Genomic DNA, 20,521 nt, shown 5'->3' on the forward strand with positions numbered 1-20,521 from the left:
ATTTTTTAATCATATTTTAATCTTAATGAGCTGAAAGTCAAGGTTGGCAGGAAATGTTGATTACTGCTACAATGAAGGCAGTAATATAAAGAAGGTGAATTAATTGACTGATGAGCAGCAACGAGCACATGACTTTGCTATTGCCTTTGTTCAAACCCTAATGAGCCAAATGTCAGCAAGTGAAATGCGTGATGTCCTTAAGGAATTAGCAGACCCCGACACGAATAATGACATGGAAAGTGTCTACACGCTTGCCTATAACGGTTTTATTAAAAAACTCCGAATGCGCAACCAAAAGTAAGTTAAAAGCCAGAATTGATGAAGTAACTGGATTGCAATCTTATCTTTAATTGCTATATGGGCATAGGTAAGTGAATTAGGAAAATAATATAGGATAACTTATTAAAAAAGCGCCAACCGAAGTCAGCGCAAAGGTCACTACTTGAGCAGCCATTTGATTAGATGTTTTTATGTGCTTACTAGGCATAATGAGAATTAGTACGCCGGTACGGTTCCAGTTGATTACTTGAACCGTACCGGTAAACGGGATGCCTTAATTGGCATCTTTTTTAGTTTTAAATTCAATAATTATTGTCCACCCGCATAGCAGGTGTTTTTTTGTTTCGCATACTCAACCAGGTCTAAAGACACTAAAAAGAGTGAAAGTCCAAAGGCTCTCACCTCTTACCGAAATGTTATTTTACCTAAATCTATCAAGAGCGAAAAACTCAAACTGGTGGAAAAGGGTTTATCTTCTGCACTTCACACGGTACCCCTATTCAAACTTCGGCAATGAATACTTTTTTACGTACTGCAAAAAACAATCTAGGTATAGATAAGCCATTGAGTAGTCATATTTTTAGACACACGCATATATCTAAACTTGCAGAATTAGGTGTTCCCTTGTATGTTATTCAGCAAAGAGTCGGCCATGAGGATAGTAAAATCACTAAAGGAATTTATTTACACGTCACTCAAAAAGCAATAGAAAAAGAGGCGCCAAAACTCGATAAACTTTAATTTTGCTAACAATTTGCTAACAAACAGTTTTTTCGAGTGTTTCACGCCTCTTTTTTATTAATATAAATAAATTTAAAAATAAAAAGAACCCTTGCTACACAAGGGTTCCACACTACTAGATATCGCGACGACGTTCAGCGATACGAGTAGCTTTACCAGTACGTTCACGTAAGTAGTAAAGCTTAGCACGACGTACACGACCGTGACGAAGAACGTCAATCTTAGCAACTCGTGGTGAGTGTACTGGGAAAGTACGTTCAACACCAACACCGTTACTGATCTTCCGCACAGTGTAAGTAGCGCTGATACCAGCACCGTGGCGCTTGATAACAACACCTTCGAACATCTGGATACGTTCACGTGAACCTTCAACGATCCGGGCGTGAACACGAACAGAGTCACCAGCACGGAAGTCTGGAATATCATCCCGTAATTGACTAGCAGTAATCTTTTCGATTAACTTGTTTTGACGCATAATTAATTTCTTTCCTTTCGCCGACATTCATGTCCGTCTCAGACAGCGGAACACCGTTATTCACGGCTAAACAGCCACTAACTACTATACATGGTTTTCCACCTTGTTGCAAGGCTAATCCCTATTTTTTCTGATTAATAATCGAATGACGGATTCCGTAAACAAAGTAAATCAGTAGGCCGATTACAAACCAGCCGATCATCAAAATCTTGGCATCCGCATTCAAACCCCAGAAAATTACCGCAGAAAAGATTGCGGAAATTGCAGGTAAAACGGGATACAGGGGCATCTTAAACTGGGCAGCTGGCAAGTCCACCCCTTCCCGTGGCCGCAGAGCATAGATCCCCAGGGAAACAAAGATGAAGGCAACCAAGGTCCCTGCCGAAACCAGGGTAGCAAGGAAGGTAAACGGGAACACTGAGCCCAAGATCATCGCTAAAATCGTAATCATCCATAAGGCATGGTTAGGAACGTGTTTATCGTCGATCTTCCCCAATGTCTGTGGCAATAGCCCGTCGCGCCCGAAGGCATAAATTAACCGGGAAGATGCCAGCAGGATTGCAATCAGCGCTGAAAAGATCCCAACAATCGCAACGATTGATAGCATGTTTGCCGTAATGTAATGGCCTGAGTGGCGCAATGCCCAGGCTGCCGGTTCCGCGTTATTCGCGTAGCTACTGTACTTAAACATGCCGACAAGGACAAGGGAAACGGCGATAAAGAAGCCCGTTCCTAGGACAAGGGTCCCAATCAGGCCCCGCGGCATTGTCTTTTGCGGATTAATTGTTTCGGCCGTATTAGCAGCAATCGCATCAAAGCCAACGTAGGCAATGAAGATCTGTGCCGTCCCGGCTAAGATCCCTTGCCAGCCCCCAAAGGCCGTTCCTGGCTGGTGAGGAGGCAAGAATGGGACGTAGTTTTGCGGGTGGATGGCCGTCGCTCCGACAACAATAAACATCAGGATCACCAGCAGCTTAATACTGACAATAATGTTTTCAATCCGACTAACTTGATGAACACCGCGGGAGATTAATACCCCAACGATAAGGATTGCAAAGGCAGCAAGGATATCAACATAAGACCCGCTATGGGGATTAAAGCCCCCGGTTAAGGCATGGGGGAGCTTAATGCCAAAGCTGCCGAGAAAGCCCTGCATATACGCAGACCATCCCGAGGCGACAAAGGCCACCGAGATAAAGTACTCAGCTAACAAGGCCCAGCCGGCGATCCAGCCAAAGAACTCCCCAAAGAGGACATTGATCCAGGAGAAAGCGGAACCGGCAAATGGTAGGACTGACGACGTTTCGGCATATGCGAGCGCCGCTAAACCTGCTCCGATAGCGGCCACAATGAAGGCCAAGGGTACAGCAGGTCCCGTGTGGTCCGCCGCGACAATTCCTGGTAAGGTGAAGATTGCCGTCCCGACAACCATCCCCGTTCCCAGACCAATCAAATCTTTCGTGTGCAAACTCGGTGTCAATTGGGCATCCTTCGCCTGGTAAACGCGTGGGTCCTGCCGCCGTAACAAACGTTTAAGTAGTTTTTTCATCTAATCACCTAGTCCGGTACATCTGGATCTTCATCCAGTTTAATATCTTCCAGCATAATCTGCTGCTCACGGCTTAGCTTCGCCGTCTTCAACAGGTCTGGCCGTCGGTGAAGGGTCCGCCGTAACGATTCCTTCATCCGCCATTCTCTAATTTTCTGGTGGTTCCCACTGGTTAACACTTCAGGAACCTTCATTCCTCGGAAGTCCGCTGGTCGGGTGTATTGTGGGTATTCAAGCAGACCATTGCTAAACGAGTCGCCCATTGGGGATGACATGTTACCGAGCACGCCCGGAACAAAGCGGACGGTCGCATCAATCATCACCATGGCAGCCAGTTCACCACCGGTCAAGACATAGTCCCCTAGGGAGGCTTCATCAGTGACCAGCTGGCGGATTCGTTCATCATAACCCTCGTAGTGACCACAAATAAAGGTCAGGTGGTCTTCTTGGGATAGTTCCTGAGCATAGGCCTGGTCAAACTTCCGCCCGGCTGGGTCCATCAAAATCACCCGTCCCCGGGAATACTGGTTCTTCGTCTGTTCTTCAATCGCGGCCATCGCGTCAAAAATCGGCTGTGCCTGGAGAAGCATCCCTGCTCCCCCACCAAACGGCGCATCATCCACGTGGTTATGCTTGTCAGTAGTGTAGTCGCGGAAGTCGGTAACGTTAATATCTAAAAAGCCATTATCCTGGGCTTTCCCAATAATCGATTCACCCAGGGTTGCTTGAAACATGTCAGGAAATAGGCTTAAAATGTCAATTCGCATTATTCAAGGCCCTCCAATAATTCAACTTCGACGAGCCCCTTCGCAAGGTCAACGTCTTTTACAACATCATCAATCACCGGTAATAACAAGTCCTTTTGTCCCGGGCGGTCAACGACCCAGACATCATTTGCGCCAGGCGACAAGATTTCTTTGATCGTACCGAGCTCACGGCCATCAACCGTTTTTACAGTCAAGCCAATGATCTGGTGGTAATAGTACTGGCCCTCTTCTAATGGCTGCTGGTCCTGGTCGCTAACCATCAGCTCAAGGTTGCGAAAATGCTGCACATCATTGATATTATCATAGCCGACAAACTTAACAAGGATAAAGCCCTTATGCTGCCGTGCCTTTTCAATCTCTAATGCTTGTGGCTGTTCTTTTCCCTGCAAGTAAAGCGTGTTGCCAGCTGCAAAACGTTCATCAACAAAATCAGTGGTTGCCAATACCCGCACTTCACCGCGAACACCATGGGTATTGACAATCTTACCAACGTTATAAAATTTCATATATTCCTCCAAAAAGATAAAAAACTCCCACAGATTAGTGTGGGAGTTTTTATTTAGTGACGATGGTCATTAATCAGTAACCGGACCTTCTTAGAGTTAGTCCGTCGAGAACGCGCACCCTCAACAATAGTCCGCAACGCGGCGGCAACGTGGCCCTGCCGGCCGATCAAGCGGCCAACATCATCGGGAGCCACATCAACCACGTAGCGATGATAACGCAAATCATCTTCCTGAGTGATTGATAAAGCCTGCGGATGCTTAAGTAACGGGGTTACTAAACTACGAATCAACGTCTCTATGTTTGTCTCAGTCATGATTAACTATCACTACTTCTTTGCGTACTTAGCTTCGTGGTACTTCTTCATAACGCCAGCCTTTTGAAGCATGTTACGAACAGTATCTGAAGGTTGAGCACCCTTTTGTAACCAGTCCATAACGGCGTCTTCGTCGAACTTGACTTCCTTAGGAGTAGTCAATGGGTTGTAAGTACCTAAAGCAGTAATGAAACGACCATCACGTGGGGCACGTGAGTCAGCTACAACGATCCGGTAGAATGGACGCTTCTTTGAACCCATGCGCTTTAAACGAATTTTAACAGACATTCTTTGCACCTCCCTGATTTCTTTTAACAGATTATAATATACCAGTCTTCCAAAGGAATGTAAAGTATTTTTTCTTGACAGGCTTAAATTTTCTCAAATTTATTTCTTTTTCCGCAATTTCCGGAGTTTCTTAATCCGCTTTTGCTTATCCTTCTTCATCTTGCGGGCCATCCGGTTCATTGCCATCTGCCCCATCTTACCGCCCGGCATTTGGCCGCCGAACATGTTTTGCATCCCGTTAAAGTTACCGTTAGTGACCTGCTTCATCATCTTCCGCATTTGGTTAAATTGCTTAATCATCCGGTTAACTTCAACAATTGGCCGCCCGGCACCAGCTGCTAACCGCCGCCGCCGACTAGGGTTCATCAAGTCAGGATTTTCCCGTTCCTCTGGTGTCATTGAAAGGACAATCGCCTTAATGTGGGCAAACTGCTTAGGATCAATGTTGAGGTTTTTCAGGGCAGGGTTATTCGCCATCCCCGGCATCATCTTCAAGATATTTTCAAGCGGCCCCATCTTGGTAACCTGGTCCATTTGTTCCAAGAAATCATTGTAGTCGAAGGTGTTCTCCCGCATCTTGTCCATGGTTTCTTGGGCTTGTTCTTCATCAAAGTTCTTCTGGGCCTTTTCGATCAGGGTCATCATGTCCCCCATTCCCAGAATCCGTGAAGCCATCCGGTCGGGGTGGAAGACATCAAGATCCTCCATCTTTTCCCCTTCACCGACAAACTTAATTGGCTTACCAGTAACCGCCCGGATTGACATGGCGGCCCCACCACGGGTATCACCATCAAGCTTGGTGAGGACTACCCCGGTAATATCGAGCTTATCGTCAAACCCTTCTGCAGTGTTAACGGCGTTTTGCCCGGTCATCGAGTCAATTACAAGTAAGATTTCATCCGGATTGGTTAGTTCCTTGATGTTTGCCAACTCATCCATCAACTGCTCATCAATTTGCAGCCGCCCGGCGGTATCGATGATTACGTAGTCGTTATGGTTTTCCTTGGCAACTTCCATCCCCGCCTTGACAATGTCAACCGGGTCAACGTCGGTCCCCTGTTCAAAGACTGGGACGTCAATTTGCGCAGCGACTTGTTGCAACTGGGTGATGGCGGCTGGCCGGTAAACGTCGGCCGCAATAAACAGTGGGCGGGCGTGGTCCTCGTTCTTCAAGCGAAGGGCTAATTTACCCGCAGTAGTCGTTTTACCGGCCCCTTGCAAACCAACCATCATGATAACGGTTGGAATGTGCTTCGCCTTGTTTAGGGGAACCGCTTCTTCCCCCATCAGCTTTGTTAATTCATCGTTAACGATCTTAACGATTTGTTGGGCTGGATTTAACCCCTTCAAGACGTCTGCTCCGGCCGCCTTTTCCCGAACGGTCTTGACGAAATCCTTAACAACCTTGAAGTTAACATCGGCTTCAAGCAATGCTAACCGGATTTCTCTCATCGTTTCCCGCAGGTCCGCTTCCGTAACTTTTGGTTTCCGCCGTAGCTTTTCCATCGCCTTTTGTAGGCGTTCAGTTAAACCTTCAAATGCCATTATTTATTCTTCCTCCAAGCTTTCCAGGTGGCTAACCATGTGGTTTAGCGTGGCGTCATCTGGATAGTGTTCACGGACGTATTGCTGAATCTCGTCTGCCTGGCGATTACGTAGCTGAAATTCTGCATATAAGTGCAACTTGTCCTCGTAATCTTCCAGGATGCTCTCCGTCCGTTTGATATTATCGTAGACTGCCTGCCGACTGACGTGAAAGTTTTCCGCAATCTCGCCTAGGGAATAGTCATCCCCGTAGTATAGCTCGAGGTAGTCATTTTGCTTCTTCGTCAGTAGGGGCTGGTAAAACTCAAATAGCGAGTTTATCCGGTAGTTCTTCTCGATTTCCATTCGACCACCTGCTTAATCAACTTCGACAAGTCCCTTGAATAATCCGTATACAAAGTCACCGGCATCAAACTTCTGCAAGTCATCAACCTTTTCACCCAGGCCAACGTACTTGACTGGCAAGTGGAGCTCATTACGAATTGCCAAGACAATCCCCCCACGAGCAGTCCCGTCCAGCTTTGTCAAGACAATCCCACTAACGTCAGTACTTTGCTTAAAGAGTTTGGCCTGATTAAGGGCGTTTTGCCCCGTCGTCGCATCCAAGACTAGCAATACTTCATGCGGTGCGGCGGGAATCTCCCTGGTAAGGATTCGCTTCATCTTTGCTAACTCGTTCATCAAGTTAACCTTATTTTGCAGCCGCCCGGCGGTATCAACAAAGAGGATGTCGTAGTCTTCGCTCTTGGCCTTCTTAACCGCATCAAAAACGACTGCCGCTGGATCACCATTTTCGGGACCAGTGACGATATCAACACCGTCACGCTTGGCCCACACGTCTAGCTGCTCAGTCGCCCCCGCCCGGAAGGTATCAGCCGCGGCTAATAAGACTTTCTTGCCCTGCTTTTTAAAGAGGGCAGCCATCTTACCGATAGTAGTCGTCTTCCCGGCACCGTTGACGCCGACAAACATGATGACGGTTGGTCCTTCCTTCGCCATCGTTAAGTTGGGATTTTCATCCTTGCCCGCCTCATCATAGAGGTCAACCATCTTTTCAATGATGACGTTTGAAACATCCTGCTTACTCTTGGCATTTTGCAGCTTAACTTCTTCACGTAACTCATCACTGAGCTTCATCGCCATGTCATAGCCGACGTCCGATTCAATCAGCATGTCTTCAAGGTCATCAAAAAAGTCTTCATCAACGTGACGGAAGTTGGCTAAGAACTTGTTAAGACGGGCACCAAAACCGGTCCGTGACTTCTCAAGGCCATGGTCATACTTCTTTTCTTTTTCAGCCGCCGCATCAGCAGGGGCTTCTGCTGGCTTTTCTTCAACATCTTCAGCAACTTCTTCACTGGTAGTTACAGCCGTAGCTGATTCTTTGACTTCAGCGACGGCTTCATCAACAGTCGCTGACGAGTCCTCTGTTTCTTCTGCTGCGGCTGGTTCCTCTTCTGCAGAACTAGCGGGCGTGTCAGTTGCGGAAATAGTAGGCGCAGTTGCTTCTTCACTGCTTGCTGGCACTTCTTCGCTCGTCGTTTCTGCCAAGTCTTCAACCGTAGTATCTTCTTCGACACTAGCAGAGGCGGAAGCTTCACTTGGTGCTGGCGTTTCTATGCTTGCCTCAGCCGGTTTTTCTGGAGTGACGGCTGTACTAGTCGGCTCACTACTTGCTGGTTCTGCACTAACCGCCGGGGCCGGTGATGCACTGGCCGCTGACGTTTCTTCCGCCTGGCGGTCAACGGGTGCTTCCGCCTCTTCCTGGCTGCTTGCCGGTTCATCATCTACTGCCGGTGGTAATTCCCCCTCGTGCTGGATCGTCTTCCGTTGACCATCCGGGCTAATCTCGTCAACTTCAGCAATTGCCGGTGGGATTTTTACCGGCTTCTTGTGGCCTGCTGAATCTAGCGGTGTTGCTGATTGGGCAGAATCACTCGCGACGGCTTGTTCTTCAACCGCACTGCTTGCGCTTGAGACTTCATTTTCATGTTTTTCCTCTTTTTTCTTATGACGACGGAAAATATCAAATAGTCCCATGTCATCGCCTCCTAATTATCCTGATTTTCTAATGTGTCAACAACATCAACGGAAACCATCTTTGAGACTCCGGATTCTTGCATGGTTACCCCGTACAAGACGTCGGCCCCCATCATAGTTCCCTTCCGGTGGGTGATGACGATAAATTGGGGACCGTGCGTGCCAAACTGGTTAAGGTAGTGGGCAAAACGCTGGACGTTAACCTCATCTAGCGCCGCTTCCGGTTCATCCAAAATGGCAAATGGCACCGGCCGAACCTTTAAGATCGCAAACAATAGGGTAATTGCCGTCAAAGCCCGTTCCCCACCAGAAAGAAGGCTGAGGTGCTGGTTCTTTTTGCCCGGCGGCTGTGCCATAATGTCAACCCCAGAAGTCAGTAGGTCATGCGGATCAGTTAACTCTAGTTTAGCATGACCACCGGCAAAGATTTGCTGGAAGGTCTCGTCAAACTTCTCCGATACCTGCTTGAAGGTCGCAATAAACCGCTTTTTAACTTGGGCATCCATCTCGCCCATCGTTTGGTTAAGCTGCTTGCGGGAAGCTAATAGGTCGTCTTGCTGGCCCTTTAAGAAATCATACCGCTCCTTAACCCGCTGGTATTCTTCAATTGCGCCGACGTTAACTTCGCCAAGGTCATCAAGCCCCCGTTTGAGGAGCTTCAACTTTGTCTGCAGGGTATCATCATCAAGGTCGCTTAACTGTTGGCGGGCCTCATCAATGGTCATTGAGTACTGCTCAGCCAAGCGGTTAAGGCATTGTTCGATTACCGCCTCACACTTAACCTTTTCTTCACTGAGCTTATTACGGTCATCAACTGCCGCCCCTTGCAACTCTTGCAAACGCTCATGATGAGCTTCGGCCTTTGATAACTCCTGCTCTAGCCGGTCAAGGGCGGCATCATTATCGTCTTGCTTACGCTTGGCAGCCGCCTTTTGTTCCTTCGCAGCGGCTAAGGCGGTGGTTGCCGACTCTTCACTGGATGACTGATTTTTAATTCCGGCCGCGATTGCTGCTAGCTGCCTGCTTTCTTCAGCGAGTTCATCCTGGAGGCGTTTAGCTTCCCGTTTATCGCCCTGTTCTTGCCGCAACGATTGCTGCAAGCGTTCATCGGCGACAGCCAGCCATTGTTGCATCTGGGCAAGCTGTTCTACCTGGGCCGACTCACTTGTCTGTAGTTCCGCAACCTGTTGTTGCATCGTCGCAATCTGCTCCTTAACCCGGCTTAGCTGGTCAGTTGCCACTTGCTCCTGGCTCTTGTTTTCCGCAACTTGCTTTTCGTAATCCTGGTGCTGAGAGTCTTGCTCCTGGGTCTGCAAGGTTAAGGTCTGGACCTGCTTAGCCAACGCAGCTTGCTGACTTGCCGTTAACTGATAATTAGCCTGGTCAGTATGCAGTTGATCCTGGAGAGTCCGCAACTGTTGCTGACATTGCGCAATGACTTGTTCATTGGCCTCTTGAGCGTGCTGTAATTTAGCGACTTCTTGCTCAAGGGTACTTGTCTTTTGCTGTTGCTGTTTCAACTCACCGGATAGTTGCTTGGCCATTTGTTTTTGGCTCAGCAAACCAGCCTGCCGATTACGGGTTGCCCCACCGGTCATTGCCCCACTGGCATTGATCAACTGCCCATCGAGGGTTACAACCCGTACCATGTGGCGACCAGCCCGGGCAATCTCTGTCGCGTGGTCCAAATTATCGGCCACCACCGTCGTTCCAAGCAGGTGGTCCGCGATGATCTGGTAACGGTCATCGTAAGAAATCAGCTCCGTTGCCCGGCCACAATAACCCGGCAAACTCGCTAATTGCGCCCAAATATTAAGCGGACGGCGGTGACTAAGGGTGTCCAGGGGTAGAATGGTTACCCGTCCGCTCCGGTTGCGGATCAGGAAGTTAATAATTTGCTTGGCCGTTGTTTGCCGGTCAACGACTAATTGTTGCAGCTGACTGCCGAGGACCGTTTCAATCGCCGTCGTATAGTCTGCAGGAACATCAAACAGCTCACTAACTGCCCCGGCCAGGCCAGGAAATTGTTGCCGCTGCCGCAACACACTCTGTACACCCCGGTAATAACCACTATATTCATCGGCCATCGACTGGTAAGCCTTAATCCGGGACTTTAGCGACCGCACATCCCCTAAGGCTTGGTACCACGAACGCTGACTCTGCTGGTACTTACTCGTAAGTTCGCGTTGGTGCTGTTGTTCAGCGCTTAATTTGCTCTCCGCTGTTGCTACCGCTGCCTTAGCCTGGTCAATCTTTGCCTGCTGGTCCGCCAGCTGGGTATTGACCCTTGCTAGGTTGGCCTTGACTTGTGCCATCTCGCTTGTGCTTTGCTTATGCTGGTTCATCGTCTGCTCATGATTGCGGGACAGGAACGCTTTGTTATTATGCAGGGTGGTAAGTTCTTGCATCAAGTTAACCTGCTGGTCACGGAGCTCGTCAATCTGCCGGTTGAGCTTCTTGATCCGCTCCTCACTACTCATTTCCTTTGCCGCCAGTAGTTCAGCCTGGTGGTCTGCGATTTCTTGCTGCTGGGCAGTGATTTGCCGCTGGTTAGCTGCCCGTTGTTCTTCCAACTCTGCCAGCTGCTTTTGTAAGGCTGCTTGGCGCTGGTGGTGCCGTTGCTGGTCCTGGAGCTGTTGCTCACGCCGGACGCTAGAAACTGATTGCTGGTTATTTAATTTGGCAATCATCTCGGTTTGGTCAAGAATCGTCGCCTGGAGTTGGTCCTTAGTTGCCAAAAGGAGCCGCCGTTGGTGTTTCAGCTTATCTAGCTGGCGGGCATCAGCATCGGCCTGCTTTTTATAGTCGGTAACCATTTCGTTGGCCTGATTTAGACTAGCAACCAGTTTTTTCAAGTGCTGCTGTTCACTATCATGCCGGCGAACAGTCTGTGTCCGGTCGAGGACATCAAACTGCTTTTTTTGTTCAACATAATCCTGCGCAAGGGCACTCTGGTCCGCCAGTGGCTCTAGCTGCCCCTCCAATTCACTGATAATATCGTTGACCCGGTTAAGGTTGTCCATAGTCGTGGCCAACCTTTTCTCAGCGGTCTCCTTATTCTTTTTATACTTTGCTACCCCGGCAACGGTCTCGATGATCCCCCGCCGGTCAGCCGGCTTCCCGTTAAAGATCTCCTCAATCCGTCCCTGCGAGATAATTGAAAATGACTCCCGACCAAGGCCAGAATCGATGAACAAGTCGGTAATATCTTTTAGGCGGACGTTTTGGTCATTAATCAAGTACTCGCTGTCACCATTACGGTACAACTTCCGGGTAATCGTCAATTCTGTAAAGTCACTAGCGAGGTAGTGGTCACTATTGTCAAGGGTAATTGAGACCAGTGCCCGGTTAAGCGGCTGACGGTCGGTTGAACCGTTGAAAATAACGTCAGCCATCCGGTCACCACGCAAGTGCTTGGCAGACTGCTCACCCATTACCCACTGGATAGCTTCGATGATGTTACTCTTTCCACTACCGTTGGGCCCGACGATTCCTGTCATCCCTTGTTCAAATTTAATGGTTGTTTTCTGGGCAAAAGATTTAAACCCGTCCAAAGTTAAAGACAATAATTGCATCGGTTAATTCCCACTTACTATTTATTTTGACTACGAAGTTGATCCAATGCCTGTTGGGCTGCCTGCATCTCGGCATGCTTCTTAGATGAGCCACTGCCCTCACCAATCACTTCACCATTGGCCGTGACGTTGACCTTAAATACCGGGTCATTTTCCGTCCCACTCTCTGCTAACAAGTGGTATTCGATTGCCACGTCGCCATCGCGTTGCAAGAATTCCTGCAAACTAGTCTTGGCGTCAACTGCATGGTCGAACCATCCCATGTCAAGCTTCGGGAAAATTACCCGGCGGACAAATTTTTCCACTGCCGGACGGCCCTGGTCGAGATATAGGGCCCCGACGAATGATTCAAAAATGTCACACAACAGTCCCGGACGTTGGCGCGCACCGGCCATCTCTTCACCATGGCCGAGACGAATGTACTGGTCAAAGTGACATTCCTTAGCAAACTTCGAGAAACTATCCTCACAAACCATCGCTGCCCGCAAGCGGGTTAACTTTCCCTGGGGCAATTCTGGGTAACGTTTATAAATATATTCAGAAACGATCAGTTCCAACACAGCATCGCCAAGAAATTCAATCCGTTCATAGAACTTCAACCCTTGTTCGGGATGCTCATTAACATACGAAGCTTGCGTAAATGCTTCTGCTAATAGTGCAGGGTTATCAAAGTGAATATTAAATTCCTTGGCCAGGTAGTCTTGTAATTCTTCGATCATAAAAAATTCCTTTCATGTATTAAAATAAAAAATGTCTACCGCCTATTATACTAGACAACAAGCGTTTCCGCAGTCAAATTTAATGATATTTATGACATTAACGCAAAGAGACCGGGAAAACTTCCCGGTCTCTTTGCGCTGTAAAAAAACTTCACCGCCAGTTCAAGCAGGAAAAGTACTCCCCGCTGGCGATTCCATGGTTAAGTTAGGCAGCAGTGTGTTGCTCAATGTAGTCAACAACTTCGCCAATTGTACTGAGCTTTTCTGCATCCTCATCGTCGATCTCTTCATTAAATGTGTCTTCAAGTTCAAGCACAAATTCAACAAAGTCAATTGAGTCCGCATCTAAGTCGGTCTTTAAATTTAAATCATCAGTAATTTTAGCACGATCAATATCAAAATGGTCTGCTACGATTTCTGAAACCTTATTAAAGATTTCTTTCTTTCTACTATCAGCCATGATTATGAACCTCTCTTTAACTAGTTGCTACTATTCTATTCGTTTTTCGCAGAATTGTCCATATCTTGTGCGGGACTGAAGAACTCATCGGCCTTTTCCACGACCCCACTGTTTAGCATCGTCCAAATCTGACTGATGGTATTCTTTACTGCCAAGGCATCAGAAGCGCCGTGGGTCTTGACAACGGGTGCCTTAAGTCCAAGCAGAACCGCACCACCGTATGTTGAGGTGTTCATCTTTTGCCCAATTTGGTGGAAAACCGGCTTAAGCAATAAGTAGCCCAATTTGGCCCGCAAACCACCCTTTAAAATTCCATCACGAATGATAGTTAAAAACATCTTGGCCGTGCCCTCTGTTGCCTTTAAGGCTGCATTGGCAGTCCAACCGTCGCTAACGACAACGTCTGCCTTACCGTAAAGGAGGTCGCCGGATTCGATGTTACCGATAAAGTTAAGGTCATCTTCGGCATTGAGTTTTTGCCATACATTCTTGTGGAGGGTGTCACCCTTGTCTTCTTCTGCCCCGTTGTTGAGGAGGGCAATCCGGGGATTAGCCACCCCCAAGACATTTTCTGCATAGAACTTTCCGAGGTAGGCATACTGAACAAGGTTTCTCTCCTTACTCTCAGCATTCGCCCCACTATCAAGGTAGACAAAGTTATGGCGGGCTGCTCCCGGCTGAGTGATTGGCAAGACACTAGTTAATCCCGGCCGGTCAATTCCCTTGATCCGACCAACGATGAAGAGACCAGCGGCAAGGATTGCGCCGGTATTCCCGGCAGAAAAGAACGCGTCCGCCGTTCCTTCTTTAACTGCATTTGCTGCCCGGACAATCGAAGAATCCTTTTTCCGCCGGATTGCCCGAACCGGTTCTTCACCCATTGAAATTTCCTCGGTGGTTTCGACCATCGTCAAGCGCTCACTATTTTGAATCAATGGCTGGACCTTTTTGGGATCGCCATAGAGGATAAATTCAAGGTCAGGGTAGAGGTCCCGGGCCTGCTCGACCCCTTCAATAATTGCTTGAGGGGCATTATCGCCACCCATTGCGTCAACTGCAATTTTCATTAACAACTTCCTCCTTAGTCAAAGTGTGTCTCTAATTCATGCCGCTGTAAGTATAGAACTAACGGCTGGTTTTCATCAATTTCATCCCAGTGGGGGGTCGCCAACAAACTGCCCGCATCGGCCCGCGCAATTTGGAGCATCTTTAAGTCAGCAACTGGGTCACCGACTTTAAATTCCGGCATCCCCGACTGCTTACTGCCAAGGACATCACCGGCCCCCCGCAAGCGCAGGTCTTCTTCAGCAACCTTAAAGCCGTCGTTCGTTGCCACCATCGTCTTCATCCGGGCCTTCCCATCATCGGTCTTCGGGTCCGCAATCAAGAGGCAGTAACTCTGGCGGTCACCACGGCCGACCCGGCCCCGCAGCTGGTGGAGCTGGGCGAGGCCAAACCGGTCGGCATCATAGATTACCATCACGGTCGCATTGGGGTTGTCAACCCCCACCTCAATCACGGTCGTTGCCACCAGGACCTGGATCTCGCCATCCTTAAATTGGCGCATCGTTTCATCCTTTTCGTCCCCGCTCATTCGCCCGTGCAAAAGGCCAACCCTGTATTCTGGTTGGAGGTCCGCGGACAGCTGGTTATATAAGTCCGTCGCGTTCTGCACATCGAGGGCGGCAGACTCCTCAATCAGGGGACTGACCACATAGGCCTGGGCCCCACTGGCTAACTGATCACGCAAAAAGTGAATTGCCTCGGCATGCTGGTTGGACTTGAGCCACTGGGTCTGAATTGGTTTTCGTCCCGCTGGTAGCTGGTCAATGACTGAAACGTCCATTTCACCATAGTTAGTGATGGCAAGGGTCCGGGGGATCGGGGTCGCCGTCATGGCTAAAACATCCGGGTGATCACCCTTTTCCCGCAATAACTGCCGCTGGTTAACCCCAAAGCGGTGCTGCTCATCGGTAATGACTAAGCCGAGGTTGGCATATTCAACATCGTCTTGGATTAGGGCATGCGTCCCAACGACGAGGTTGATGTCGCCCCGCTTGATCGCGGTCACAAGCTCCCGGTGCTGCTTAGCGGTAAGTGAACCGGTCAATAAGCCGACGTGAACGTGGGTGTCTTCAAAGACCCGCGATAGTTTTTCAGCATGCTGGGCCGCCAAAATTTCCGTTGGGGCCATCAGGGCCGCTTGAAAGCCCGCCGTTATTGTTGCATAGACCGCGATTGCAGCAACAACCGTCTTCCCAGAACCGACATCCCCTTGCAAGAGCCGGTTCATCTGGTAAGGCTGGCGCATATCACGACAGATTTCATTAACAACCCGTTTCTGCGCTGTCGTCAGCTCAAAGGGTAAGGTTTTAATAAACTCCTTAAGTTCATCATTATGGTAAAGGATTCGTTCACCGTCCTGCTGGCGGTTAGCCCGGCGAATTGCTTGCAAGCGCAACTGAAAAAGGAAAAACTCCTCATAGGCAGCGGTTCGACGGGCGGCCTTGGCGGTCGACTGGTCCTTGGGGAAGTGGATCTCCTTGATCATTGTCCGCCGATCAAGCAAGCGGTAGCGTTCTCGTAACGTTTCCGGTAGTAACGTCGGGATGATCTTGTGGTATTCCTCGTAGGCTTGGCGGATAAAGCTGCGCAAAACGCTCTGGCGAATATGCTTATTCACCGGGTAAACCGCCCCAAACTCATTTTGCTGGTCAGGAGTATTTTTCAATAGCTTATTGGCGGTCACCTGGCGGCGGGTAGCATCCCACTTACCCATTACCGCTACCTGGCCATTAAGGGTTAAACTCTTTTGGACATATGGCTGGTTGAAAAAGGTCACCAGCACCACATCACGGCCAACTTGCATTCGAAAGCTCAGACGGTTGCGGCGGTACCCGTAGCGGGTCAGCAGTGGTTCTGAAACAACCGTCCCCCGCAACGTAATTTTTTGCTTGTCCTTTGCTTCTGCCAAATTCGTCGGTGTAAAGTCATCGTAACGTGTCGGATAGTAGGTCAGCAAATCAGCAATTGTATCAATGCCTAAAGTAGCAAGGTCAGCTACTCGTTTGGGGCCAACTCCTTTTAGGTTTGACACCGGATCAGTTAGGCTCTTCACGTTACCACTTCCTTCCTTTACGATCTTCTCATGAACAAAACAAAAGTGGGATGTAGAGCCTCACGTGCTCATTACCCCACCCGCTAAGAATAATTAAACTCTTTATTATTCGACTGAAATCAAGTATGGGTAAACTGGCTGACCACCATCATAGATCTGAATTTCCAATTCATCATCCATCTCTTCTACCGCACTCTTAATCTCTTCTGCAGTTGCTTGATCGCCATCTGCACCATACAAGATCGTGACAATTTCACTATCTTCATCCAGCATTGCCTTAACCATCTTGATGGCTGCTTCCTTCAGATCTGGGTCTGTGTCGACAATCGTGCCGTCAACAATTCCCATGTAATCGTCTTTCTTAATCTCCCGGCCATCAATGGTAGTATCGCGAACAGCATTCGTCACTTCACCACTGGCAACAGTATCAAGGTTGGCTTCCATGCTGGATTGGTTATCGTCAATTGAAGCTTCTGGGTTGTATTCAAGCAAGGCACTCATCGCCTGGGCAATCGTCTTACTGTGAACAACCTTCGTCGGGATATCCGCTACTTCGGCTGCCTGGTCAGCAGTCATGAAGATATTCCCGTTGTTTGGCAATACAAGCGCTTGCTTAGCGCCACTAGCGTTAATGGCGTCAACGATATCCTGGGTACTTGGGTTCATCGTCTGCCCCCCACTGATAATGTGGGTAACACCAAGGCTCTTCAATAACTTCGCAATCCCATCACCGGAAGCAACGGCAATGACCGCCGTCTTGAGTTCTTCTTTCTTAGCCTTGGCAGCCTTTGCCCGTTCAATTGGTGACGGTGCTGGCTCACCAGCATTGTCTTCTTCTTCATCATGTTCCATGATTTCTTCTTGTTGCCAAACCATGTTGTGAATTTCAATTGTCTGCAGGTCCCCAAACTGTTGACCCCAGCTCAAAACCTTGCCCGGGTGTTCAGTATGAACGTGAACCCGGACAACCTGGTCATCATTTAAGACTAGCAAGCTATCACCAAGGTCAGCAAGGTAGTTGTAGAAGGTATCATAATCAAACTTCTGGGTAACCTGCTTCCCCTTACCAAGCCGGACTAACATCTGTGTACAATAAGTGTACTTAATATCTTCTGGGTTTAACTTTCCCTGGACGCTTTGGTGGTCCATGGCGTTAACCATTTCATCAATCTCGGCATTATCTGGCTTGTATTGCTCACTCTTATCAACCCGGCCACTCAGGGCTTCATCAAAGGCTTGTAAAACAAATACTAACCCCTGACCACCAGAGTCAACGACACCGACTTCCTTCAATACTGGAAGAAGGTCAGGAGTCTTTTGCAACGCTTTTTCACTGGCTTCGTAAATTGCGTGCATAATCTCAACAAGGTCATCAGTCTCCTTGAGCTTATTCAGCCCTTCTTGTGCAGACTCACGAACAACTGTTAAGATTGTCCCTTCAGTCGGCTTCATCACTGCCTTGTATGCGGTCTTGGCACCATTAGCGTAGGCATCGACAAAGTCCGCCGCTGATAGTTCAGCCATCCCGGCAGTTGCCTTGGCAAAGCCCCGGAAAATCTGGGAAAGGATAACCCCGGAGTTACCACGGGCCCCCATCAATAGTCCTTTTGCTAAAGCAGCGCTCAAGTCGCCAACCTTCTTGCTCGTCTCATTACGCTCATATTTGGCGCCACTAGCCATTGAAGAAGTCATGTTTGTCCCGGTATCACCATCTGGAACCGGGAAAACGTTCAATGAGTTAATGAAGTCAGCGTTCTTACCGAGCTTGTCGGCAGCAGCTTGGACCATCTTGCCAAATTCAAGATTAGTAATTTTTGTTACAGCCAATTCGAAATTCCTCCCCAATGCTCACTTAGTCTTCTAATGTCCGGACACCCTGAACACATACGTTAACTGAGTTTGCCGTAATGCCGAGCATTGTTTCAAGATTGTATTTTACTTTTGATTGAACACTCTTCGATACTTCAGAGATCTTCGTGCCATAGCCGACGATAATGTTAACGTCAACGGCAACACCATTGTCTTGCTGACGGACAACAACGCCCCGGGCGAAGTTTTCCCGCCGCAAGATCTGGTTTACCCCGTCACGCAATGGATTCCGACTTGCCATTCCAATAACACCGTAGTTATCAGTCGCAGCGCCACCAACAACTGATGAAATCACATCGTTATCAATGTCAATTGTCCCTGACTTAGTTTTGATTTTTACTGCCATCGTCATGGCCTCCTTATTAAATTGCCAGCATTAGTAAATGCTGCTTCCTATCTCCAAACTGGCTAACGGGTTTCCCCGACCAGTTTTAAATCAATACCATCATACCATAGCATAAAACAGTTAAAAAGTAATCCCGCGAGATTTTTCCATTTAGTTAACGGGGTTAATCATTTAAGAATAAAAAATAAGCCGCCCAGCTGGACGGCATCATTTTTTATGAATTAAACCCGAGTCACTTTACCTGACTTCAAAGTACGTGCTGAAACGTATACCTTCTTAGGCTTACCATTTACTAAAATGGTTACCTTTTGCAAGTTAGGCTTCCAGCTACGCCGACTTGAGTTAAGGGCGTGAGAACGCTTGTTACCAAATTGCGTCCGTTTACCGTTGATAAAATCTTTAGCCATTGGTGGTACCCTCCTCTTTATTTTTTCGTTTACGCAAAACTGCGATGTAACTCACCTAATTAATCTACCATAGGGACCGGCACAATGCAATAGTTTTCTTTCAAGTAATTTTCCTTGACAGTAATTTCTGTCATTTTGCCTGACCAGTTAAAGACGGTCAGCACACTGAATGACGGCAACTACTCCCTGTTCAAAGGTAAAGTGGTTTTGGGGCGCCGTAAATTCATTGCTTGTCCACGAAAACGGAATATCACCATCCCAGTCCGTTAATGGGTATTTCTCATCCACCAGGGTCAGCCCCTTGACCGGGGTTAGATTGACAAATGCCAAGTACTTTTTCCCTGCTTCGTGGTCGACCGTATAACTGCCTGGCAGATAATAACTGACCGTATTTTGTACGTCAATTAGTCTGATCTTCGGTAAATAAGCGATGAACTCCTTTTGTAGTGGCAAGAAAATATTTGCCAGAAGGTGGTCAAGCCGCCCACCGGTCGCCCCAAAAACATCAATTTGCTCAGGCTGGTACTTGTTAATCGCCAGTTTAACCCCAAGCTGCGTGTCAGTATAGTCCTTTTCCGGGGGGTAAACGTCCACTTGCCGAAGGTCATCTTGCAAGCTTGCAAGCGCGTTACTACTAATTGAATCAAAATCACCAATTGCTGCCGCGGGAATAATGTTATTTTCCACTAGGGTGATCGCCCCCCGGTCAACACCAATCCACACTTCTGCCTGCCGTTTTTTTATCATCGCTAACGGCAAGAGGTCAATTGGGCCTCCCACCAAGACATTTACCCGCATTTAGGATCTTTCCCTTCTTGATAAAAGTAAAAAGAGGCTGATCTGCCAGTCTCTTTTATCATCGTTATTTACTTGGTAGCATCTTCAAGGGCCTTAACCCGTTCAGCAGGGTCATCAGCGTTAAAGACATATGAACCAGCAACGGCAACCGTTGCCCCAGCCTTTGCACAGTCAGCAACTGTCTTGTCGTTTACACCACCATCAACTTCGATATCAAAGTCGTAGCCCTTGTCCTTCTTGATGGCATCTAATTGGGCAATCTTTTCAAGCGTTTCTGGCAAGAACTTTTGTCCACCAAAACCAGGGTTAACAGTCATCACTAACACTTGGTCAACCATGTGTAAAACTGGTTCAATCATTGCCACTGGGGTTCCAGGGTTGATTACAACTTCGGCCTTAACCCCACCGTTTTTAATAATCTGTAATGCCCGGTGAATGTGTTGGGTTGCCTCAACTTGGACACCGATAATGTCAGCTCCAGCATCGATAAATGCAGGCAAGATGTGTTCAGGGTTTTGAACCATCAAGTGAACATCGAGAACCATCTTAGTGATTGGCCGAATGGCCTTCACAAAACCTGGTCCATAAGAAATACTTGGCACAAAGGTACCGTCCATCACATCGATGTGTAGGTAAGGCGCACCAGCCTTGTCAACCTTTTCGATGTCCTGTTGTAAGTTTACGTAATCTGCACTTAAGATTGATGGTGCAACTTTAATCATTCT

Annotated in this window: 21 protein-coding genes; 2 read left to right on the forward strand and 19 right to left on the reverse strand. The window is 48.2% G+C overall.

What is annotated here, in order from left to right; all coding sequences use genetic code 11:
• Positions 1–103 precede the first annotated feature (103 nt).
• Positions 104–301: a hypothetical protein gene (locus CZ502_RS09380; RefSeq protein ID WP_076461901.1), complete on the forward strand. Its 198-nt coding sequence runs from the start codon at positions 104–106 to the stop codon at positions 299–301.
• A gap of 476 nt (positions 302–777) precedes the next feature.
• The gene (locus tag CZ502_RS11025) at positions 778–1,020 is read left to right on the forward strand and encodes a tyrosine-type recombinase/integrase (RefSeq protein ID WP_234982478.1); all 243 of its coding nucleotides are present in this window, start codon (positions 778–780) and stop codon (positions 1,018–1,020) included.
• 115 nt (positions 1,021–1,135) lie between these two features.
• Here the strand turns inward: CZ502_RS11025 and rplS are convergent, their stop codons facing one another.
• From rplS to rpe, 19 genes are all read right to left on the reverse strand, one after another.
• Positions 1,136–1,495 (reverse strand): 50S ribosomal protein L19, encoded by a 360-nt coding sequence (rplS, locus tag CZ502_RS09390; protein WP_076461907.1) that lies wholly within the window; start codon positions 1,493–1,495, stop codon positions 1,136–1,138.
• Between the two features lie 121 nt (positions 1,496–1,616).
• On the reverse strand, positions 1,617–3,044 hold the full coding sequence (locus CZ502_RS09395) for an APC family permease (protein WP_076461910.1): 1,428 nt from the start codon (positions 3,042–3,044) through the stop codon (positions 1,617–1,619).
• 8 nt (positions 3,045–3,052) lie between these two features.
• Positions 3,053–3,811: a tRNA (guanosine(37)-N1)-methyltransferase TrmD gene (gene trmD, locus CZ502_RS09400; RefSeq protein WP_076461913.1), complete on the reverse strand. Its 759-nt coding sequence runs from the start codon at positions 3,809–3,811 to the stop codon at positions 3,053–3,055.
• Positions 3,811–4,317 carry a ribosome maturation factor RimM gene (rimM, locus tag CZ502_RS09405; RefSeq protein ID WP_076461915.1) on the reverse strand — a complete coding sequence of 169 codons (507 nt, stop codon included), beginning with the start codon at positions 4,315–4,317 and terminating at the stop codon, positions 3,811–3,813. The genes trmD and rimM overlap by 1 nt, the downstream gene beginning before the upstream one ends.
• Positions 4,318–4,370: 53 nt before the next feature.
• Positions 4,371–4,631 (reverse strand): KH domain-containing protein, encoded by a 261-nt coding sequence (locus tag CZ502_RS09410; protein WP_076461918.1) that lies wholly within the window; start codon positions 4,629–4,631, stop codon positions 4,371–4,373.
• Between the two features lie 12 nt (positions 4,632–4,643).
• On the reverse strand, positions 4,644–4,919 hold the full coding sequence (rpsP, locus tag CZ502_RS09415; RefSeq protein WP_076461920.1) for a 30S ribosomal protein S16: 276 nt from the start codon (positions 4,917–4,919) through the stop codon (positions 4,644–4,646).
• Between the two features lie 99 nt (positions 4,920–5,018).
• Positions 5,019–6,464 (reverse strand): signal recognition particle protein, encoded by a 1,446-nt coding sequence (gene ffh, locus CZ502_RS09420; protein WP_076461922.1) that lies wholly within the window; start codon positions 6,462–6,464, stop codon positions 5,019–5,021.
• A 3-nt stretch (positions 6,465–6,467) separates the two neighbouring features.
• Entirely contained in the window at positions 6,468–6,809 is a 342-nt protein-coding gene (locus CZ502_RS09425; RefSeq protein WP_076461924.1) for a putative DNA-binding protein, read from the reverse strand.
• Between the two features lie 12 nt (positions 6,810–6,821).
• Positions 6,822–8,504, reverse strand: a complete 1,683-nt coding sequence (gene ftsY, locus CZ502_RS09430; RefSeq protein WP_076461926.1) for a signal recognition particle-docking protein FtsY — start codon at positions 8,502–8,504, stop codon at positions 6,822–6,824.
• Between the two features lie 11 nt (positions 8,505–8,515).
• Positions 8,516–12,079 (reverse strand): chromosome segregation protein SMC, encoded by a 3,564-nt coding sequence (gene smc, locus CZ502_RS09435; RefSeq protein WP_076461928.1) that lies wholly within the window; start codon positions 12,077–12,079, stop codon positions 8,516–8,518.
• 17 nt (positions 12,080–12,096) lie between these two features.
• Entirely contained in the window at positions 12,097–12,798 is a 702-nt protein-coding gene (rnc, locus tag CZ502_RS09440; protein ID WP_076461931.1) for a ribonuclease III, read from the reverse strand.
• 205 nt (positions 12,799–13,003) lie between these two features.
• Entirely contained in the window at positions 13,004–13,258 is a 255-nt protein-coding gene (gene acpP, locus CZ502_RS09445; protein WP_076461933.1) for an acyl carrier protein, read from the reverse strand.
• 35 nt (positions 13,259–13,293) lie between these two features.
• Positions 13,294–14,325 carry a phosphate acyltransferase PlsX gene (gene plsX, locus CZ502_RS09450; RefSeq protein ID WP_076461935.1) on the reverse strand — a complete coding sequence of 344 codons (1,032 nt, stop codon included), beginning with the start codon at positions 14,323–14,325 and terminating at the stop codon, positions 13,294–13,296.
• 14 nt (positions 14,326–14,339) lie between these two features.
• Positions 14,340–16,376, reverse strand: a complete 2,037-nt coding sequence (recG, locus tag CZ502_RS09455; protein WP_076461937.1) for an ATP-dependent DNA helicase RecG — start codon at positions 16,374–16,376, stop codon at positions 14,340–14,342.
• Positions 16,377–16,481: 105 nt separating this feature from the next.
• Positions 16,482–18,203, reverse strand: a complete 1,722-nt coding sequence (locus CZ502_RS09460) for a DAK2 domain-containing protein (protein ID WP_076461940.1) — start codon at positions 18,201–18,203, stop codon at positions 16,482–16,484.
• Positions 18,204–18,228: 25 nt separating this feature from the next.
• Positions 18,229–18,591: an Asp23/Gls24 family envelope stress response protein gene (locus CZ502_RS09465; RefSeq protein ID WP_076461942.1), complete on the reverse strand. Its 363-nt coding sequence runs from the start codon at positions 18,589–18,591 to the stop codon at positions 18,229–18,231.
• Positions 18,592–18,812: 221 nt separating this feature from the next.
• Entirely contained in the window at positions 18,813–18,998 is a 186-nt protein-coding gene (gene rpmB, locus CZ502_RS09470) for a 50S ribosomal protein L28 (RefSeq protein WP_003663833.1), read from the reverse strand.
• Positions 18,999–19,145: 147 nt separating this feature from the next.
• A complete protein-coding gene (locus CZ502_RS09475; protein ID WP_076461944.1) occupies positions 19,146–19,796 on the reverse strand; it encodes a thiamine diphosphokinase in 651 nt (216 codons plus the stop codon).
• Positions 19,797–19,864: 68 nt separating this feature from the next.
• A complete protein-coding gene (rpe, locus tag CZ502_RS09480; RefSeq protein WP_076461946.1) occupies positions 19,865–20,518 on the reverse strand; it encodes a ribulose-phosphate 3-epimerase in 654 nt (217 codons plus the stop codon).
• Positions 20,519–20,521 lie beyond the last annotated feature (3 nt).

The organism is Limosilactobacillus caccae (genome assembly GCF_900156885.1).
GTDB lineage: Bacteria > Bacillota > Bacilli > Lactobacillales > Lactobacillaceae > Limosilactobacillus > Limosilactobacillus caccae.

Bases quoted from the DNA above. Each gene is read 5' to 3' on its own strand.
- rnc (WP_076461931.1), bottom strand. From the start codon at position 12,798: ATGATCGAAGAATTACAAGACTACCTGGCCAAGGAATTTAATATTCAC.
- ftsY (WP_076461926.1), bottom strand. From the start codon at position 8,504: ATGGGACTATTTGATATTTTCCGTCGTCATAAGAAAAAAGAGGAAAAA.
- ffh (WP_076461922.1), bottom strand. From the start codon at position 6,464: ATGGCATTTGAAGGTTTAACTGAACGCCTACAAAAGGCGATGGAAAAG.
- rimM (WP_076461915.1), bottom strand. From the start codon at position 4,317: ATGAAATTTTATAACGTTGGTAAGATTGTCAATACCCATGGTGTTCGC.
- smc (WP_076461928.1), bottom strand. From the start codon at position 12,079: ATGCAATTATTGTCTTTAACTTTGGACGGGTTTAAATCTTTTGCCCAG.
- rpe (WP_076461946.1), bottom strand. From the start codon at position 20,518: ATGATTAAAGTTGCACCATCAATCTTAAGTGCAGATTACGTAAACTTA.
- rpmB (WP_003663833.1), bottom strand. From the start codon at position 18,998: ATGGCTAAAGATTTTATCAACGGTAAACGGACGCAATTTGGTAACAAG.
- CZ502_RS09410 (WP_076461918.1), bottom strand. From the start codon at position 4,631: ATGACTGAGACAAACATAGAGACGTTGATTCGTAGTTTAGTAACCCCG.
- trmD (WP_076461913.1), bottom strand. From the start codon at position 3,811: ATGCGAATTGACATTTTAAGCCTATTTCCTGACATGTTTCAAGCAACC.
- rpsP (WP_076461920.1), bottom strand. From the start codon at position 4,919: ATGTCTGTTAAAATTCGTTTAAAGCGCATGGGTTCAAAGAAGCGTCCA.
- CZ502_RS09475 (WP_076461944.1), bottom strand. From the start codon at position 19,796: ATGCGGGTAAATGTCTTGGTGGGAGGCCCAATTGACCTCTTGCCGTTA.
- CZ502_RS09395 (WP_076461910.1), bottom strand. From the start codon at position 3,044: ATGAAAAAACTACTTAAACGTTTGTTACGGCGGCAGGACCCACGCGTT.
- CZ502_RS09425 (WP_076461924.1), bottom strand. From the start codon at position 6,809: ATGGAAATCGAGAAGAACTACCGGATAAACTCGCTATTTGAGTTTTAC.
- rplS (WP_076461907.1), bottom strand. From the start codon at position 1,495: ATGCGTCAAAACAAGTTAATCGAAAAGATTACTGCTAGTCAATTACGG.
- acpP (WP_076461933.1), bottom strand. From the start codon at position 13,258: ATGGCTGATAGTAGAAAGAAAGAAATCTTTAATAAGGTTTCAGAAATC.
- CZ502_RS09465 (WP_076461942.1), bottom strand. From the start codon at position 18,591: ATGGCAGTAAAAATCAAAACTAAGTCAGGGACAATTGACATTGATAAC.
- plsX (WP_076461935.1), bottom strand. From the start codon at position 14,325: ATGAAAATTGCAGTTGACGCAATGGGTGGCGATAATGCCCCTCAAGCA.